The sequence below is a fragment of the Nitrobacter winogradskyi Nb-255 genome (assembly GCF_000012725.1).
GTDB classification, from domain to species: Bacteria; Pseudomonadota; Alphaproteobacteria; order Rhizobiales; family Xanthobacteraceae; genus Nitrobacter; species Nitrobacter winogradskyi.
Map to the genome: position 1 here is coordinate 1,064,391 of NC_007406.1, position 17,496 is coordinate 1,081,886.

Below are 17,496 nucleotides of genomic sequence, written 5' to 3' on the forward strand. Positions count from 1 at the left end.
CGACGCGACCATGTTGCAGCGCGGGTTTCGTCTGATCCTATCTGACGGCGACTTCGCCGATGACGAGTTCAGCGCCGATGCCGTCACCAGCGCTCGGTTCAACCCGCACGGCGACTTGCGATGGCTTGCAACCAGCGGGCAAAGCAAAACCGAAGTGCTGAGGTTTGGTTTCGCTACCGGCGGTGAAGGACTGTTGTGGGAAGATGCCGAACCGCCCGATCTCACGTTCCTCGGTTCCGCAAGGGATCAGGACGACGCCTTCGACCGTGCCGGTTATCGCGGGCTTGAAACCCGTGACCGTGACGACCAGCCGTCCGGCGTCGTCTTGTGGCGGCTCGCGCGCCGGCACGATCGCGACCCGCGCCGGCGCGTTGACGCGCGCGCGCGCGTCATTCTCTTCTGCTGCCGCCATTTCGAGGGCCGATAACGCCAACACAGCGAAGACGGCTCGAATCGCGCAACCTTTTGTTCGCTTCATCGACGCCGTCTTCCTTCATGCCGCAAGGCTATCCTGAAACGCTACCCTGAAACGAGAACGACCTCGACGCGCTGCGGCGTCGCGCTGCCCGCCTTGCCGCTACCGGTCTCATTGCTCACGACGAGTTGCAACCCGATGGCGCCTGGAATGGTTCCGGCTGAACCGTAAACCTTCTGAAGGGCATCGGTAAGATCGAGGACGAAAGATGGACGTTCGTGGTCGCCGTGCGCACCATGGCCGCCGCCACCGTGATCGAGCATGGCGAAACTACCCACGTAGCGGCGATCCGAGGGTGAGGCGTCGGCTGGAACAGGCTCATCGCCCAGATAAATCTGCATCGTCGTCGTGCTCGGATCGGTGATGGCGACATTCCGGATAATGGCCAGAGCGCGGCTTCCGCGCGCCGACGCCTCGCGGGCCGCAGCAAAGTCCATGGTGTCGAATCCGGAGCCCACGGGCGCGCTCCGCACGACGCCCTGCAAGGCCGCCTGCGGCACCTCGATTTTGAGAGCCAGCGCGGCGCCGGGCGTCGCGCTCTTGTTGTTTTCAACCACCGCGGTTTCGACCTTGCCGGCCTCAACTTTAGAGGCAGCCTTCGCGCCGAGAACGGCGTTGAGCGAGCGCTCCAGGGTCATTGTTCGGGCGCTGCTGGCGACGACCGGAGTCTGCGTGAAGCCATAGCTGTAACCAAGCTTTTCGGGCACATAGAGGTCGGACACTTTGGGAGACCAGAACGACCCGTCCGGATTGAGGAAGTTTTCCTTGAACGGCATGTCGGTCCAGAGCGGATCTGTGCTGTTCTGATGCTTGAGATTCCACAGCGCCCAGATGCGGTCGATATTGCCGTGGTGCATGAAGAATATCGGGTCGCGCGGCGATGCGGCGGTCGGCATCCAGCCACCGATGTTGTTGTGGACCTGGTTGTGCGGCGTCGCTTCGAGCGTGCCTTGCACGCCGCCTCCGCCGGTGATCCAGGAAGGATCGAGCGAGTTCTGGCCCGCGGGGCGGCTGGTCCCGAAAACCTCGTAAGGTGACGCGTTGAGAATCGTACTGAGAACCGCGGGCCCCACGATGTTCGCCGGCATCGGCTGTGTCGGCGGCCACGTCCGTTTCCTGCCGTCCTCATTCACGCACAGCCAGTTGGTCTTTCCGTCCGGGGTCTTCTCCGGCAGGAACACCTCGGGCATTGTCGGGCTCGCCGTCCAGTCCCAGTAGGGCATGGCGAAGTCCTGATTCTTCGTCAGGCTCCGAACGATACGTTCGTACATCGCGGTATAGGCGCGGTGCCACGGCAGGAAGTACCAGTCGCCATGCGGGCAATAGCGGAAGCCTGTGCTGATGTTGCCGTGAAAATTCGCGAGTTGCACCCAGTTGAACTTATCATTGGCGGGCTTCTGTTTCATGATGCCGACCGCATCGCGATAAGTCGCGACGATGGGATCGTTCCAGGCAAGCCCCTGCAATGAACGACGGACAGGAGTCGTCTTCGTCGCCGCAAGCGCACGCACCGCGGATACGTTCGCGGCGATGAGGCCGGCGCCGATCGCTCCTCCCTGCAGAAGAACCGTCCGTCGTGTCGTTGTCATGTCACTACCCCCATGTTGCGGCGTGATCGCCGGTGTCGAACATACGCTTGCGGAAGAATACTGATTCGGAATGGTCAATCGTGATACGAACGCCGTGGCCTGGAGCCATCACCGCGTGACGACTCTGGCGGAAACTATCGGCTGATCTCGTCGGACGCGCCGTGCATGTTAAGTCGATACATTCGCGTGCATCTTTTCGAAGCCGCTTGGTCGAGAAAGAGCTGATCGAGAAAGAAGATCTGATCGAGAGAGAAAGACACGTCGTTGCAGCTGGAGCATGATCCCGACACGAAGGGCCGCGCCAGCGCAAAGTGGAAACCGGTCTCGGAAAAAGATCATGCTCGATCAAAAATCGATGTAGAGTCTGACTTCAACGCAATGAACCCGACTCTATTGCCAGTCATGGTAGAGAAGTTTGCGCGCGACTACCGATGTCGTCAACAAGGTTCAGAGAACGATGAGTTGATTATCCGGGGGCCTTCCGCTCCGGCAGAGTCGGAAGCGTGGCTCTATGATTTTGATCTGACGCGTTTTCTTCACTGTGAACCGGTATCCACTTCACTCGAAAACGGTCTGCAGCTTGCTGTCTGTTTGATGAACGCTGAGTTAAGCCAATCCAGCGAACTCAAATTCGAATGTCTGCGTGTTTTAGAATCGCTCGATAAATCATCGACGTGGCGTGCACGGACGGACGATGAGGACGCCTTGTTTTTTGCGATTGTTTTCTGCGAGCGGTTGGTTCCGCGCGATGACGCGTTTCCCTCACGCGAACCGGTGTCCATCCCCGGGTCAAGCCCGAGGACATGCTTCGCTCGAAAACGCTATGACGTTCGAGACGAATGCAAGCTGGCATTGATGCAATGCTGGCGTGGCTGCTTCGGCGACGCGGTGTTCCGGAGCCCTTCGATGACAGCCGGATGGTCGACATCCGGGCTGCTGGAGGATTGTCCGGTCAATGCAAAAAGGAAGGGCTGAACGCGTTCTTCGGAAGCGCCGGCAGAACCGCTGGATTCAGGCGAGAGGTTGCGTTGCCCGAACGCGCTAGGCATTCGGGCAATGCGGGGCGCCGCATTCCGTTGAGGCTGATTGTCGAAGATCATCCGCGCTTAGCGAAACGCCGGGGCGCGCTTCAGGCGGAGTGTCCGTTCAGCGGAGGAGTAGGTGAGTTACAGTTGCTCTGCGACCTGGGTCAGCAGCTTCTTGGCTTCGTCACGGGCCAGCTTTTCATACTGGAGAAAATTGGTCCTATCACCCTTGTCGAGAAGAACCTCGAGGTGCACGGTCTGTCTGATGTCGGTTTCCTTATCCACGACCTCGATCAACAGTCTGCCCCACAGCTTCCCGAAAGGTGCGTGATCGTCGAGGGCAAACTTCGTTTCGTCCAGCTTGATCGGCATTCCAGTCCTCATTTTGCTTCGAAAATTGGTCTCGGGTGACCCTCCGAATAGCTCGGTATCGTGCTGTGATGCAACTGGCGAATCCGGTTGCGAGGATTGTTTGAATATGCAATGGGCAGGATAATTGACCCGACGTCGTTTCGCGGTGTAACTCGCGGTGGCTTTATAGTGTTTTCGAGCGAGGCATGTCGTCGGGCTTGAGCCCCAAGGACGGGTGCCGGTTCGCATGAAGAAGACGCGTCAAATCAAGATCATATAGCGTTTTCGAGCGAAGCATGTCCTTCGGGCTTGAGCCCCCAGGATGGATGCCCCGGTTGGCGTGAAGAAACGCGTCAGAACAACAATCTGGAGCTTCGCTCCTAATTCTGTCAGAAGCGAAGCTCCAGGAGAGAGGTGGGTATGACGGTTTCTACGGAACGTGCGGTTCTTGCCGGCGGTTGCTTCTGGGGTATGCAGGCTCTGTTGCGCCGGTATCCCGGCGTGATCTCCACCCGGGTCGGCTACACCGGCGGCGACGTGCCGGACGCCACGTACCGCAATCACGGCGATCATGCCGAGGCCATCGAAGTCAATTTCGATCCGACGGTGACCAGCTATCGGCAGCTGCTGGAGTTCTTTTTCCAGATTCATGATCCGACCACGGAGGACCGTCAGGGTTACGATCAGGGCCTAAGCTACCGGTCGGCGATCTTCTACACGAACGAGGAGCAGAAGCGGATCGCGGAGGAAACCATCGCCGAGATCGACGCGTCCGGTCTTTGGCCCGGCTATGTCGTCACCGATGTCGAGCCGGCCGGACCATTCTGGGAGGCCGAGCCCGAGCATCAGGATTACCTGGAGCGGGTTCCGAACGGTTACACCTGCCATTTCGTCCGGCCGAACTGGAAGCTGCCACGCAAGCAGGACGCCGGTCAGACGGCGGCCGGCGGGGATCGCTGAAGGCGTTGGAACCGCCGATTTGCGGGCCTAGGCCGGATCGACATTCAGGATTCCCAGGCGGTCTGATCGCTGATTCATAGGGTTCCGTGATTCTGACACGGAGCTGCACGATGGGGATCAAGCGGTATGAGCTGAGCGATCATCAGTGGGCGAAGATTGCACCGTTGCTGCCAGGCAAGGCCTCTGATCCGGGACGGACGGGATCGGATAATCGGTTGTTTGTGAACGGCTGCCTGTGGGTGCTGCGATCCGGCGCGCACTGGTGTGACCTGCCGGAGCGCTATGGCCGCTGGAAGACGGTGCATCGGCGGTTCAGCAGGTGGTGCCATGCTGGTGTGTGGGAACGGGTGTTCTCCACCCTGACAGCCGATCGCGACAACCAGTATCTGATGCTCGACTCAACCATCGTTCGAGCCCATCAGCAGGCGGCTACCGGAAAAGGGGGGCCAAGGATCAGGCGCTGGGGCGTTCCCGAGGTGGACTGACCACCAAGGTCCACATGCTCGCCGATGCGCTGGGCCGACCCTTGCGTTTCATCGTCACCGCCGGGCAGGTCGGAGACATCACACAAGCCCCCGCGCTGCTCGAAGCCCAGGCCGGGGACGCCGTGCTGGCCGACAAGGCTTATGACAGCAACGCCTTGCGTGCACTCATCGCCGGCATGGGCGCCGAAGCGGTGATCCCCTCAAACAGGACGCGCAAAATCATCATCCCGCATGACGCCGGTCTCTACAAGCACCGCAACCGCATCGAGCGCTGCTTCAACCGTCTCAAGCACTTCCGCCGTTTCGCCACCCGCTACGACAGGCGCACCGTTCACTTCACGGGCTTCGTTCACCTGGCCGCAGCCCTGATCTGGCTGCCGTGAATGTCGATCCGGCCTAGAGCATGATCCGATCACGTTGAATCGGACCATGCTCTCAAAATGGTTGTCTGGTCGCATTTTCGTGCGGCGAATCGGTATCCACTTCGCCGGAAAATGCTCTAAGCGCCGTCGTTGTCCTGCGCCACCAGCCGTTCGGCTTCGGCGAGATCGTCGGTGGTGTTGATGTTGAAGAACGGATCGAACGGCGCGGTCGGCCATGAAACCGCGGCAAGCCGGTAGCGCGCGGTCCAGCGATCGACCTTTCTCAGGCCTTCGGTGGTCAGCGCCCGGCGCAGTTCGTCGCGCAGCCTCACATTCCACAGCCCGATCACGGGATGCGTCCTCCCGCCCGAAACAGCGACCGCAAGCTCGGCATCCTGCTGGTCACGCACCTCATGCAGCCGGGCCGCCAGATCGCGCGGCAGGAAAGGGCAATCGCCCGGAGCGCTTACGATCCATTGGATGCCTGATCGCTGCTCCGCTACCCAGTCGAGAGCAGCGAGGATTCCGGCGAGCGGCCCGGGAAAATCCGCCACGCTATCGGCGACCACGGGCAGGCCGAACCCTGAGAAGCGCGCCGGATCGCCGTTGGCGTTGAGGATGAGGCCGCTGCATTGGGATGCCAGTCGCGCGATCACGCGGTTCAGGATCGTCTGCCCGCCGATTTCGCGCATCGGCTTGTCGCCGCCCCCGATGCGCCGCGCAAGCCCGCCGGCGAGAATGACGGCGGGAGTTGGCGGATAATCCGGAGGAGAGGCTGCGTCGGTGCTGTTCATGGGGCGTCCGGTTGCCCATCAAAATAGGACGTGATCGGCCGGAACAACATCCCCCGAAGCCGGTGCTGATTGGAGGCAATGTAAGCGGGTCCCGTCGTCCACCGGTTGACGGTCTCATCGGGATTCGCCATGTTTGTCCCCATGCTGATATCGAAACTCGATCTGACCGGGCTGAAGTGCCCGATGCCAGCGCTCAAGACCCGCAAGGCCTTGAAATCGTTGACGCCTGGCGAGCGGCTTGAGGTGCATTGCACCGACCCGCTCTCAGTGATCGATATTCCGAACCTGATCCGGGAGACCGGCGATTCCGTGGAAATCACCGAACGCGCGGAGCGACGGATCGTTTTCCTCATCAAAAAAGCGGGAGCGCCCTCGTCGTTCGAGGACCGCTTCGGTTCGTTGTCGCTGCGGTCCTTGTGCCCTTACACCAAGTGATTGCCGGCCGTTTGGCGGTCGCGTCCACGATGGATGCGTCTGATTCAACGCAGTTAAGCAGACTCTATAGCGTTTTCGAGCGAAGTGGAAACCGGTTCGCGTGAAGAAAACGCGTCAGAACAACAATCTAGAGCTTCGCTTCTGATTCAATCAGAAGCGATAATGCTCTAGAGCCATTTTGGATTGAGATTACGCATAACCGGCGTGATTGAAGAAGTTGATGCATTGGTCTGGAGAGAAGAGATCGAGGATAGAACCGATCCTGTTCCAGAGTGCGGGGATCGATCGCTCGGCGGCCTTTCGCAGATGGGCCTTGAGCTTTGCGAACGCCATCTCGATCGGGTTGAGGTCGGGCGAGTACGGCGGCAGATAGCGCAACTGCGCGCCAGCGGCCTCGATGATTTGTCGAACATCGTCGTTCTTGTGGGCGGGCAGATTGTCCATCACCACGATGTCGCCTGGCTTCAGGGTCGGGACCAGGCATCGTTGCAGGTAGACGCGAAAGATCTCGCCATTCATCGGCTCGTTGATGACAAAGGGAGCGGTGATAGCGTCGTGGCGCAGTGCCGCGACGAAGGTGGTGATCTTCCAGTGACCGTGTGGAATCTTGCCGACCAGGCGTTGGCCACGGCGGCAGCGGCCACGCAATCGCGCCATGTTGGTCGAGGTGCCGGTCTCATCGATGAAGACGAGGCGGGCTGGATCAAGCAGCCCTTGTTGCGCTTTCCAGACCTCGCGGGCCATCGCCACGTCGGGCCGATCCTGCTCGGTCGCGTAAACGCTTTTTTTTGAAGCTGATGCCGCGCCGGTCGTAGAAGCTCCACACCGTTGCCACGCTGACCGTAATGCCGCGCTCGCGCAGCAGGACCCGGACTTCTTCAAGCGTGATATCCGACTGTGCCCCAATCAGGTCGAGCAGCCACGCGGCATGCGGCTCAAGAACCGCGCGACGATGACCGCGAAGGCCGCTCGGCGCCGTTCGTCCGTCAAGCCGCCACTGACGGACCCATTTGATCGCGCTGCTGGCACTCACCGAAAAAACCTTGGCCGCCGAGGTTGCCGAAAGCCCGCCCGCAACCGCACCAATCACCCGCTCGCGCAAATCAGACGAATAGGCCCGTGTCATCGCTGCCTCCGAATCAAGACAGCCAAACCCTGGCCCAGAAAAACCCCTCCGTGAATCCTCAAACGAGTCAGATCAACCCAAAAAGACTCTAGTTGCGTATGCCGTTACCGCGCACGCGCCGGATCATCTGTTCGACGTGCGGGATCGGCGTTTCCGGTTGAATGCCGTGGCCGAGATTGAAGATCAGCCGGCCGCCCGCGAAATTCGTCAGCACGTCATCGACCGCGCGGTTGAGCGCCGCGCCACCGGCGATCAGCGCCAGCGGATCGAGATTGCCCTGCACGGCCACGCGATTTTGCACCTTGTCCCGGATAAGGAACGGTTCCGCGGCCCAGTCGATACTGACGGCGTCGACGCCGGTCGCCTCGATATAGGACGGCAGCAGGGCTCCCGCGCCGCGGGGAAAACCGATGATCTTTGCGTCCGGAACCTGCCTGCGCACGCCTGCGACGATGCGTTTGGTGGGTTCGATCGACCACTGCGCGAACTCGCGCGGCGGCAACACCCCCGCCCAGGTGTCGAAGATTTGCAGCGCATCGGCGCCTGCCTTGAGCTGGCCGAGCAGATAGCGGATCGAGTTGTCGACGATGGCGTCGATGACCTTCGCGAAGGCGTCGGGGTGGCGATAGGCCATCATCCGCGCCGGCGCCTGATCGGGCGTGCCTTGTCCGGCAACCATGTAGGTGGCGACTGTCCATGGCGCGCCGCAGAATCCGATCAGAGCTGTTTTTGGGTCGAGTTCGCTCTTGACGCGGCGCAGCGCCTCGAACACCGGCTCAAGCTTCGTCATGTCGGCCTCGCTTGAAAGCGCGGCTATCTTGTCCGGCGTATCCAGCGGATCGAGGCGCGGACCTTCGCCCGCCTCGAAGCGCACCGAACGTCCGAGAGCGTAGGGAATGACGAGAATGTCGGAGAAGATGATCGCGGCGTCGAACCCGAAGCGGCGGATCGGCTGCAATGTCACCTCGGCGGCGAATTCCGGCGTGAAGCAGAGGTCGAGAAAGCCGCCGGCTTTCGCGCGCAACTCGCGATATTCCGGCAGATAGCGGCCCGCCTGCCGCATCATCCAGATCGGCGGCACGGCCTGGCGACGGCCTGATAGCACCTCGAGAAATGGCTTGTTCGTCGGATCCTGGACCAAGGCGTATTCCGTAATGGCTGTGGGTTCTCACGGTCTGATACACGACCGGCAGGGTCTTGGCCACGGCATCGGCATCTCTTGCCGGCCGTTCAGCGTGAAGGAGCCGCAAACCAGAGCATTTCGCTTCTGATTGAATCAGAAGCGAAGCTCTGGATTGTTGTTCTAGCCATGCAGCTTCGCCGCCGTCTCGGCGATCATCCTGCCCTGATAGCGCGCGCCCGCGAGTTCGTTCTCGCTCGGTGGGCGGCTGCCGTCGCCGTCGGCGATGGTGGTCGCGCCATAGGGCGCGCCGCCGGTAACCTCCTTGACGCCCATCTGCCCGGCGAAGCCGTAGTTCAGGCCCACGATGGTCATGCCGAAGTGCAGAAGGTTGGTGATGATCGAGAACAGCGTGGTTTCCTGGCCGCCATGCTGGGTCGCGCTCGATGAGAATGCGCCGCCGACCTTGCCGTGCAAGGCTCCCCTGGCCCACAGGCCGCCCGCCTGATCGAGGAAGCTCGCCATCTGCGACGACATCCGTCCGAACCGCGTGCCGGTGCCGACGACGATCGCGTCATAGTCGGCGAGGTCGTCGACTTTCGCCAGCGGCGCGGCCTGATCGAGCTTGAAATATTTTGCCTTCGCAACCGCTTCGGGCACGAGTTCGGGCACCCGCTTGACGTCGACCGTGGCTCCGGCTTGCCGGGCGCCGTCCGCGACGGCGTTCGCCATCGCCTCGATATGCCCGTAGGCGGAATAATAGAGAACGAGAACCTTTGCCATTTTGGCCTCCGCGTTTGAGGGAAGATGCGCGGCGGCCAGGCCGCGCATCGCTTTCGCCGTGTCGGGTGGACGGCTTACGCCGCGTCGACCAGCACCACTTCGGAATCCTCCAGCGCGGTGATGCTCACCGTCGCCTCGTCACGGATGGCCGCGCCGTCGCGGGCGTTGACGCGCACGCCGTTGACTTCGACCGCGCCCACGGCGGGGACGAGGTACAGATTCCGCGTCTTGCCCGCCGCGTAGCTTGCGCTCTCGCCGGCTTTCAGCGTCGTGGCGAGCACGCGCGCATCGGCGCGGATCGGCAGCGCGTCGCTATCGGCCTTGAATCCGCTGGCGAGGGTGACCAGCCTGCCCGAGCGATCGCCTTTCGGGAAAGGCTTTGCGCCCCAGGCGGGTTCGCCGCCATCCTTCGTGGGCTCGATCCAGATCTGGAACAGCGTGGTTTTCACCGGCTCCAGATTGTATTCGGAATGCCGCACACCGGAGCCCGCACTCATCACCTGCACGTCGCCTGCTTCGGTGCGGCCTTTGTTGCCCATGCTGTCCTGATGGGTGATCGCGCCTTCGCGAACGTAAGTGATGATCTCCATGTTGGCGTGGGGGTGGGGCGGAAATCCGCTGTTCGGCGCGATCTCGTCGTCGTTCCAGACGCGCAGGCTGCCATGTCCCACATTGCCGGGGTCGTAGTAGCTGGCGAACGAGAAGTGATGTTTTGCTTTCAGCCAGCCGTGATCAGCGCCACCGAGTTTATTGAAGGGTCTGAGTTCGATCATGACCTGTCCTTTCCGATTGTCCGTATGCCGTCGCGGCTGCCGGCTCGATTGGCGTTCGGCCGCCGGTTGCGGTTGACGGATGGATATGTCTTTCGAGTATGTGTATAAATAGAAACTATCGAAACGCATTGTTTCTAAATATTACCAATTGCGGGACAGGGAATGGCGAAGCTTCCGGATTTCGAGGCGCTGGCGATCTTCGCCAAGGTTGTCGAGCTGCGCTCCTTCGCCGGCGCGGCGGCTGATCTGGGCCTGTCGAAAGCAACGGTTTCCAAAGCCGTCAGCCGGCTAGAGGACCGGCTCGGCGCCCGTCTCTTCAACAGAACATCGCGCCGCCTGGCGCTGACGGATGCGGGCAAGAACCTGTCGGAACGCGCCGCGCGTCTGCTCGCGGACGGCGAGGCGGCCGAGAACGAGGCGCTGGCGCGATCGACGGTGCCGCGCGGCCTGGTGCGGCTTGCGGTTCCCATGACGTTCGGTGTCAACGTGATCGCGCCGCTACTGCCCGGCTTCCTCGCGATGTATCCCGAGGTGTCGGTGGATCTTCATTTCAGCGACGCGATGGTCGATCTGATCGGCGAGGGGTTTGACGTAGGCGTGCGGATTGCCAGCCTGCCGGATTCGTCATTGCTGGCGCGGCGGCTCTGCCCGATGCCGCGTCATACCGTTGCGTCGCCGGCCTATCTCAAGGCGCACGGCAGGCCGACGCACCCGATGCATCTCGCCCAGCACAGTTGCCTGGGCTACGCTTATCTGTCGACGCCGGGCGTATGGCGTTACGTCAATGCGCGCGGCGAACAGGCTGCCGTGCGGCCATCGGGCCGACTGCGCGTCAATAACGGCGAGGCGCTGCTGCCCGCCATCATCGCCGGACTTGGGATAGCGGACCTGCCGGAATTCATCATCGGCGACGCCATCGCCGCGAAACAGGTCGAGGTTCTCCTGAAGGGTTGGAAACAGGTGGAAGGCGCGGTTCATCTGGTGATGCCGCCGGGCGGACCGCGACCGGCGCGCATCGAGGTGCTGATCGATTACCTCGCCCATCAACTCGCGCATCAAGGGCGGCGCGGAGGATGAGAGTTTCTTCGCGCGACATAGCGCAGCGTATGCGGGGTGCGGGTGGGACCGGACGAGGGGCGGGCCCGCCGCGAAAAGCCACACAAACCCTCATTGTATGGCCTGAAACGAACCTTGCTGCCGCCCCAATGGTTTGAGGAGGTGCCATAGCGTTTTCAAGCGAAGCATGTCCTCGGGCTTGACCCGAGCGCATTGGGACGAGGTGGCACATGCTCAGGCACGGAGTTGTCCTGTTTTCCGGAATTCTGGCGGGGGCCTGCATCGTCTCCACCGCCTATGCGGAAGAATATCGCGGGACGTTCGCCCAACGGATGGCCTGCACGCCGGATGTTTTCAGGCTGTGCCGCAGCGAGATTCCGGACGTCGGCCGTATCGTCGCCTGCCTGCGGAAGAACCAGCCTCGGCTCGGCGGGCCGTGCCGCGCGGTGTTCGAGGCCAATGCCGATGCGGGCGGCGATGATGTCGTGGCGAAGGCAACCGGAAGTCACCGGTAAGTCATTGGCCGAGCGGGACAGATGCCGCTTTCAGGCATCGGCTGCGAAGGTCGGACGTTGACGGCTGCTGTGTGCGAATTTCCGGGTGGTCATCGGCTTGCCGAACAGGAACCCCTGGATGAAGTCGACGCCGATGCCATGCATCGCCAGGAAATCGTCGCGGGTCTCGACGCCTTCGGCCACTGTCTTGACGCCATGGCTTTTGGCGAGGTCGACGATCTGGCGGCAGACGGAGCGCTTGAGCCGCGCGGAAGAACTGCCGTCCACGAATTTGCGGTCGAGCTTGATCTCGGCGAATGGAAAATCTTTCAGCGCGGCCAGTGTCGGCCATTCGGTGCCCACATCATCGATCGACAGGCCGATATTGTGAAAGCGCAGCCGGTGCGCAGCCTCGACCGCGAGCGACAGGTTCTGCACGACTTCGCTGCCGTCGACTTCCACGGTCAAGCCGTCGAACGCGGGATGATTCGGGAACTGCATCCGCAGGTCGTCGACGGCATTGGTGTCGGTGAAGAAGGCGAGGGGGAGATTGATGGAGATATGGATGCTGCCCGATTTGGCGACGAGGTAGCGCCAGTCCTGAAAAACCCGGCCGATGACGAAGTCCGACAGGGCGCGGAAATGAGGATCGCCCTCATCGGGAATGAAGCGCGCCGGCGGCACGATCCCCCAGTTCGGATGACGCATCCGGATCAGCGCTTCAGCGCCGCTCAGCGAAAGGCTTCGCGCGTTGATCTTCGGTTGATACCAGAGTTCGAGCCAGCCGGCGCCGAGCGCCTCGGCCACATCGACCGGGGGGGATGGCGGCTCGGCCGGCACCAGGGCGGCGACGCGTGCGCGCAGATCCCTGTCGCTGAAGGGCGTCGATAGCACCGGCAGCAAGTCGAGCGCGAGATTTTCCCCGAGTTGCCGCGCTGCCTTGACGGCGGGCGCATCCGGCGGTCCGATCAGCAGCACTTTCGCGGCGCAGATCCGCGTCGCGAGCAGGTTCAGGATGCCGGGAACCGACAGGCCGTTCATCGAGAAGCTGATGACAATGATGTCGGGAAAATCGGAACGCAAAGACGCATCAAGGTCCTCCAGCGTGGCGCAGGCGAGAGGAATGAAACCCTGTTCCTCGAGTGCTTCGCTGAGCATGGACCGAACGTGATGCTTGCTTTCAACGATGCAGGCGCGGGGCTTCACCCTTCGCTTGCCGAAAGGCGTTTCCGCGATTCGATCGTCCTGCCTGGCTGTGTCGGTCATGCTTTGAGTCCTCGCTGGGCGAAATACCAACGTGAACCCCTTCTTATGGCTCCATCAGGGTCGGTTTTCGTAATGCTCCACTCGTGCACCGGAGAATGTCGGCGCATCGTTAACCTTGATAAACCTATTTAAAATTGAATCATGCGGAACCTGTCCTAAGGGCGGGTGAGGCTGAGATCGATATGCCCGGACATGGCCGGAAATTCAGGCCCGTTTGGATTGACAGTCGGGGCCGGGATAGCCTAGAAACCGCGCGTCTGGCGCGGTTCTCCGCGAGCCCTGCGTTTTGCTGTTCGGCCTTTCGTAACACGGGCTTTGAAAGATCAGGAACGTCCCCATGAAAGTCCGTAACTCATTGAAATCTCTACGCTCTCGGCATCGCGATAACCGTCTGGTTCGTCGTAAGGGCCGGGTTTATGTGATCAACAAGACCCAGCGCCGTTTCAAGGCTCGCCAGGGCTGATTCCGCGCGTCGGTTCGGGGCGATCGCCTGTAACCCGCTCTCCTGTAATCCGCTATAATATGCTTCTTGATGCGCCCCGGCTTTGCCGGGGTTTGTTGTGTTTGTAGCGTTTTCGAGCAAAGCATGTCCTCGGGCTTGACCCGAGGATGATGGATTATCTGATCGCGCGAGGGAAACGCGTCAAAAGATCATAGAGCCTCGCTTCTGATTTTATCGGAAGCGAAAAGGCTCCAGGTCCTGTCGGATTGACGCCGGGCGGGATCGATTCGTGGAACGGAGAGCCGCTGTCGTGTAAGCTCCGGAAGCTCGCATGATGTCCGGAGCTTCTGAATGCAACCGACAACCTCCTCGGCCGGGCGGCTTTGTCTGCCAATGCTGTTCGTCCTCGCTGGGACTCTGGCGCCAACTCTCGTGTCCGCGCAGTCGTCATCGCGCAGCCCTCCGCAGGCTACGCCGCCTGAGGCCACCCAGCCCAGCGATCCGCCACGGACGCTGCCGAGAAGTCCGAAAGAGAGGGGTCGCGGTCTCGATTTCCTGTTCGGCGCCCTCAAGGCCGCGCCGGATGAGGCGAGTGCGAGGCATGTCGAGTCGCGGATCCTGACGCTTTGGAGCCAAACCTCAAGCGACACGATCTCGCTTTTGATGCAACGCGTGAAGACAGCGACGGACGCCAAACAAAGCGACGTCGCGCTCAAACTGCTTGATGCGGTTTTGAAGCTGCGTCCCGAATACATCGAGGGATGGAGCCGGCGCGCGACTTTGCACTATGTGCGCAACGACTATCAGCGTTCGCTAGAGGATATCGAGCAGGTGCTGATCCGCGAGCCGCGCCACTTTGGAGCGCTGGCGGGTCTCGGCGTGATCATGCAGGAGCTTGGCGATGACAAGCGCGCGCTTGACGCTTTCCGCAAGGCGCTCGCGGTCAATCCCCATCTCGAGAGAGTGCGGGAGCTGGTCAAAACCCTGACTGAAAAAGTCGAAGGCCGCGATATCTGACCGACGATGAGAGAGTAATCCGCAACGGCCGCGCGTTCACGTTCACGATCCTCGGTCATTTCGATTCAAGGTCATCCTGATCCAAGGCATTATCGCTTTTGATTGAATCAGAAGCCGGACCTCCGGCTTGTTGTTTTGACGCGTTTCTTCACGCGAACCGGTATCCATCCTTAGGGCTCACGCCCGAGGACATGCTTCGCTCGAAAACGCTCCAAATTGTTGTCTGACGCGTTTTCTTCACGCGAACCGGTGTCCACTTCGCTCGAAAACGCTAATGCAGCGTATTGCCGTCGCGTACTGCCGCATAAAGCCGTTGCAACTCATTCTCCAGCCGTTCGTTGACCATCAGGAGCGCCATCAGCGCGCCGCGAAGGTCGCCGTCGCATGACGCTACGATCTCATCTATGACGGCTTCGCCAGCTTCAAAACTCATCTGAGATACTCCCGTTGAAGTCGCCTCACTTTCTCCTACGAACGTGAACAATGTCTGCAGGACGATTTGCAGCGCCCGTGGATAACGAGGATAAGTGGGTGGACGGGTTTGAAGCATGCCGTCTCGACCCTGATCGATCGACACCCGGGCAGAAAGAGCATGGTCCCGAGAAGTGGAAACCGGTTCTCGGATAAGATCATGCTCGATCAGAAAATTAAGCTTGGGGTCTGATTCAACGCAGTTGGATCAGACCGTGAAACATCGTCCGGCGGAGTGGATGAGCTGTTCGCGTGGAAGAAAACGCGTCAGAGCAACAATCCAGGACCTCGCGTTCTGATTCCCATACAAAGCGAAGAGCTTCTAAACCCCCGTTTCGCCGTTCGGGCCGACGAAAGCGATGCGCACCATGTTCGTCGCGCCTGGCGTGCCGAGCGGTACGCCGGCCACGATGATGATGCGCTCGCCTGCCTTGGCAAATCCGTCGCGGAAAGCGATGGAGCCGGCACGGTCGACCATGTCGTCCTGGTCATGGGCGTCTTCCGCCACCACGCAATGGACACCCCACGCCACGGCCAGCTTGCGTCCCGTCGCGAGGTTAGGGGTGATGGCGACCACCGGCGGCTTCGGGCGCTCGCGCGCCATGCGCAGCGCTGTCGAGCCTGAACTGGTCCAGCATATGATCGCGGAGAGATCGAGCGTCTCTGCGATCTGCCGGGCGGCGTCGGCGATGGCGTCGCCGACGGTAGGCTCCGGCTCGGCACGCTGCGCGTTGAGCACGCCGCGATAGATCGGGTCGCGCTCCACCTCTTCGCCGATTCGGTTCATGGTCGAGATGGCTTCCACCGGATATTTTCCAGCCGCCGATTCGGCGGAAAGCATGATGGCGTCCGCGCCTTCGTAAACCGCGGTGGCGACGTCGGAGACCTCGGCGCGGGTCGGCACCGGCGACAGGATCATGGATTCCAGCATTTGCGTCGCGATCACCACGGGCTTGCCGGCACGCCGCGCCATGCGCGTCATCTGCTTTTGCAGGCTGGGTACCTGCTCGAGGGGCAATTCGACGCCGAGGTCGCCGCGCGCGACCATCAGGGCGTCGGCCATTTCGATGATTTCGGGCAGCCGGTCGATCGCTTGCGGCTTTTCGATCTTGGCCATCACCGATGCTCGGCCGCGGATCACCTTCTTGGCTTCGGCGACATCGTCCGCTCGCTGCACGAAGGACAACGCAATCCAGTCAACGCCGGTTTCCAGCGCGGCATCGAGATCGGAGCGATCCTTGGGGGTCATCGCCGATACCGGCAAATCGGTATCGGGCAGGCTCACTCCCTTGCGGTCGGACATCCTGCCGCCGACGACGACGCGCGTCACGGTGCGCTCGGGCGAGGTTTCCTCGGCGATCAGCCGCACCTTGCCGTCATCGAGCAGCAGGGTGTGACCGGGACGCAGCGCCGCCAGGATTTCGGGATGCGGCAGGTGAACCCGGGTTTTGTCGCCGGGAGTGTTGTCGGAATCCAGAACGAAGGTCTCGCCGTTGCTCAACTGGACAGGACCATCGGCGAATGAGCCGAGACGGAGCTTTGGACCCTGAAGGTCGACAAGAATCCCGATCGGACGACCATAGCTGGCTTCGACGTTGCGAATCGTCGCTACCAGTTCGCGCATCTTGTCATGCGAGGTATGGCTCATGTTGATGCGGAAAACGTCCGCGCCAGCCTCGAACAGGCGGCGCACCATCGTGCTGTCGGATGAGGCGGGCCCGAGGGTGGCGAGTATCTTGATGCGGCGCAGACGTCTCATGGCTTGCGCCCGGGCAACGCGTCTGGCGTCAGACCAGACCCGGGAGGCGTTCCGCCCGTGGAATCGGACCCGCCCGGAATTCCATCTTGCCCGGGCATTCCGGGTACGCGCTGCGGTCCATGTTCGCCGGACTCCGTCAGCTGCACGGTCCATGCGCGCTGGTCGCCGGTATCGATCTCAAAGAAGCCGGTGCGATCGAAGCCCCGCGCGAGACAATTCTCGGTGCCTTTGATTGTGAATTCTTTATCGCGTGAACACATGAAAGCCTGTCCCGACCATTCGCCGCCATGGTCGTAATCTAGAGCATAAATATAATAATAACGTGCGATGAGCGTGCCTCGCAGCAAGGTCTCGCAGGCATGCGATGAGATATTCCACCAGCCCTCGGTGGTCCAGCCGTCCGCGCTCTTGTAGCCAAGGGCGATGCCGACGCGGCTGGAAGTATTGTTGCAGAGCCGGAAGTCCGCGGCAGCGGGCGCGGACCACAGGCAGACGACAACGAGGCCGAGGGCAGGCAAGAAGCCCGCGATGCTCGCGCGGCGCGAGAGGGTGAGAAAGAGGAGGTGGTCTGGTTTGGTCATTTAGCCGGGCAAATCGTTTCGCGTGATTTCGCGTGACCCGCCGCGCCTGTCAACGGCTGGAGCCGGCTTTTCACGTCAAGGTGCTCATTTTCCGGCCTGTGAACTGCTATTTGCCCTGCGATGTGGTAAAAT

19 protein-coding genes and 1 pseudogene are annotated in these 17,496 nt (G+C 61.4%); 8 read left to right on the top strand and 12 right to left on the bottom strand.

The window, feature by feature from the left end; genetic code table 11:
* Positions 1 to 37: 37 nt before the first annotated feature.
* The gene (locus NWI_RS17490) at positions 38 to 412 is read right to left on the bottom strand and encodes a hypothetical protein (protein WP_148203783.1); all 375 of its coding nucleotides are present in this window, start codon (positions 410 to 412) and stop codon (positions 38 to 40) included.
* 107 nt (positions 413 to 519) lie between these two features.
* Positions 520 to 2,064 carry a tyrosinase family protein gene (locus NWI_RS05020; RefSeq protein ID WP_011314271.1) on the bottom strand — a complete coding sequence of 515 codons (1,545 nt, stop codon included), beginning with the start codon at positions 2,062 to 2,064 and terminating at the stop codon, positions 520 to 522.
* 264 nt (positions 2,065 to 2,328) lie between these two features.
* Between NWI_RS05020 and NWI_RS17495 the strand changes: the two genes are divergently transcribed.
* Entirely contained in the window at positions 2,329 to 3,039 is a 711-nt protein-coding gene (locus tag NWI_RS17495; RefSeq protein ID WP_011314272.1) for a hypothetical protein, read from the top strand.
* 191 nt (positions 3,040 to 3,230) lie between these two features.
* Here the strand turns inward: NWI_RS17495 and NWI_RS05030 are convergent, their stop codons facing one another.
* Positions 3,231 to 3,461: a hypothetical protein gene (locus NWI_RS05030; RefSeq protein WP_011314273.1), complete on the bottom strand. Its 231-nt coding sequence runs from the start codon at positions 3,459 to 3,461 to the stop codon at positions 3,231 to 3,233.
* A 399-nt stretch (positions 3,462 to 3,860) separates the two neighbouring features.
* Between NWI_RS05030 and msrA the strand changes: the two genes are divergently transcribed.
* Entirely contained in the window at positions 3,861 to 4,400 is a 540-nt protein-coding gene (msrA, locus tag NWI_RS05035) for a peptide-methionine (S)-S-oxide reductase MsrA (RefSeq protein WP_011314274.1), read from the top strand.
* 110 nt (positions 4,401 to 4,510) lie between these two features.
* Positions 4,511 to 5,268, top strand: a pseudogene (locus NWI_RS16740) (IS5 family transposase).
* 116 nt (positions 5,269 to 5,384) lie between these two features.
* Here the strand turns inward: NWI_RS16740 and mobA are convergent.
* Complete coding sequence (mobA, locus tag NWI_RS05050; RefSeq protein WP_011314276.1) at positions 5,385 to 6,041, bottom strand: molybdenum cofactor guanylyltransferase MobA; 657 nt, start codon at positions 6,039 to 6,041, stop codon at positions 5,385 to 5,387.
* A 129-nt stretch (positions 6,042 to 6,170) separates the two neighbouring features.
* On the opposite strand from mobA, the gene NWI_RS05055 reads away from it, so the two are divergent.
* Positions 6,171 to 6,476 (top strand): sulfurtransferase TusA family protein, encoded by a 306-nt coding sequence (locus tag NWI_RS05055; protein ID WP_011314277.1) that lies wholly within the window; start codon positions 6,171 to 6,173, stop codon positions 6,474 to 6,476.
* A gap of 189 nt (positions 6,477 to 6,665) precedes the next feature.
* Here NWI_RS05055 and NWI_RS16745 read toward each other — a convergent pair.
* The 4 genes from NWI_RS16745 to NWI_RS05080 form a co-directional block, all read right to left on the bottom strand.
* Positions 6,666 to 7,602 (bottom strand): IS630 family transposase gene (locus tag NWI_RS16745; protein ID WP_148203782.1). Its coding sequence is split into 2 segments (ribosomal slippage): positions 6,666 to 7,265 and positions 7,267 to 7,602, totalling 936 coding nucleotides; the frame shifts between segments, so codons are not numbered across the junction.
* 88 nt (positions 7,603 to 7,690) lie between these two features.
* A complete protein-coding gene (gene hemE, locus NWI_RS05070) occupies positions 7,691 to 8,668 on the bottom strand; it encodes a uroporphyrinogen decarboxylase (protein WP_011314278.1) in 978 nt (325 codons plus the stop codon).
* A 237-nt stretch (positions 8,669 to 8,905) separates the two neighbouring features.
* Entirely contained in the window at positions 8,906 to 9,505 is a 600-nt protein-coding gene (gene wrbA, locus NWI_RS05075; RefSeq protein ID WP_011314279.1) for an NAD(P)H:quinone oxidoreductase, read from the bottom strand.
* A gap of 74 nt (positions 9,506 to 9,579) precedes the next feature.
* The gene (locus NWI_RS05080) at positions 9,580 to 10,278 is read right to left on the bottom strand and encodes a pirin family protein (protein ID WP_011314280.1); all 699 of its coding nucleotides are present in this window, start codon (positions 10,276 to 10,278) and stop codon (positions 9,580 to 9,582) included.
* 162 nt (positions 10,279 to 10,440) lie between these two features.
* Here NWI_RS05080 and NWI_RS05085 point away from each other — a divergent pair, with 162 nt between their 5' ends.
* Both NWI_RS05085 and NWI_RS05090 read left to right on the top strand, forming a co-directional pair.
* On the top strand, positions 10,441 to 11,355 hold the full coding sequence (locus NWI_RS05085) for a LysR family transcriptional regulator (RefSeq protein WP_011314281.1): 915 nt from the start codon (positions 10,441 to 10,443) through the stop codon (positions 11,353 to 11,355).
* 209 nt (positions 11,356 to 11,564) lie between these two features.
* Positions 11,565 to 11,849, top strand: coding sequence for a hypothetical protein (locus NWI_RS05090; RefSeq protein ID WP_011314282.1), 285 nt, complete (start codon positions 11,565 to 11,567; stop codon positions 11,847 to 11,849).
* Positions 11,850 to 11,879: 30 nt separating this feature from the next.
* Here NWI_RS05090 and NWI_RS05095 read toward each other — a convergent pair whose 3' ends face one another.
* Complete coding sequence (locus tag NWI_RS05095; protein WP_011314283.1) at positions 11,880 to 13,094, bottom strand: EAL domain-containing response regulator; 1,215 nt, start codon at positions 13,092 to 13,094, stop codon at positions 11,880 to 11,882.
* Positions 13,095 to 13,431: 337 nt separating this feature from the next.
* On the opposite strand from NWI_RS05095, the gene ykgO reads away from it, so the two are divergent.
* Together ykgO and NWI_RS05100 are read left to right on the top strand one after the other, a co-directional pair.
* Positions 13,432 to 13,557, top strand: a complete 126-nt coding sequence (ykgO, locus tag NWI_RS16750; RefSeq protein WP_011314284.1) for a type B 50S ribosomal protein L36 — start codon at positions 13,432 to 13,434, stop codon at positions 13,555 to 13,557.
* Positions 13,558 to 13,887: 330 nt separating this feature from the next.
* Positions 13,888 to 14,553, top strand: a complete 666-nt coding sequence (locus NWI_RS05100; protein WP_011314285.1) for a tetratricopeptide repeat protein — start codon at positions 13,888 to 13,890, stop codon at positions 14,551 to 14,553.
* 271 nt (positions 14,554 to 14,824) lie between these two features.
* Here NWI_RS05100 and NWI_RS17870 read toward each other — a convergent pair whose 3' ends face one another.
* From NWI_RS17870 to NWI_RS05110, 3 genes are all read right to left on the bottom strand, one after another.
* Positions 14,825 to 14,986 carry a hypothetical protein gene (locus NWI_RS17870; RefSeq protein WP_187148015.1) on the bottom strand — a complete coding sequence of 54 codons (162 nt, stop codon included), beginning with the start codon at positions 14,984 to 14,986 and terminating at the stop codon, positions 14,825 to 14,827.
* A gap of 360 nt (positions 14,987 to 15,346) precedes the next feature.
* Positions 15,347 to 16,783: a pyruvate kinase gene (gene pyk, locus NWI_RS05105; RefSeq protein WP_011314287.1), complete on the bottom strand. Its 1,437-nt coding sequence runs from the start codon at positions 16,781 to 16,783 to the stop codon at positions 15,347 to 15,349.
* Positions 16,780 to 17,364, bottom strand: coding sequence for a DUF1036 domain-containing protein (locus NWI_RS05110; RefSeq protein ID WP_011314288.1), 585 nt, complete (start codon positions 17,362 to 17,364; stop codon positions 16,780 to 16,782). The genes pyk and NWI_RS05110 overlap by 4 nt, the downstream gene beginning before the upstream one ends.
* Between the last annotated feature and the right edge of the window lie 132 nt (positions 17,365 to 17,496).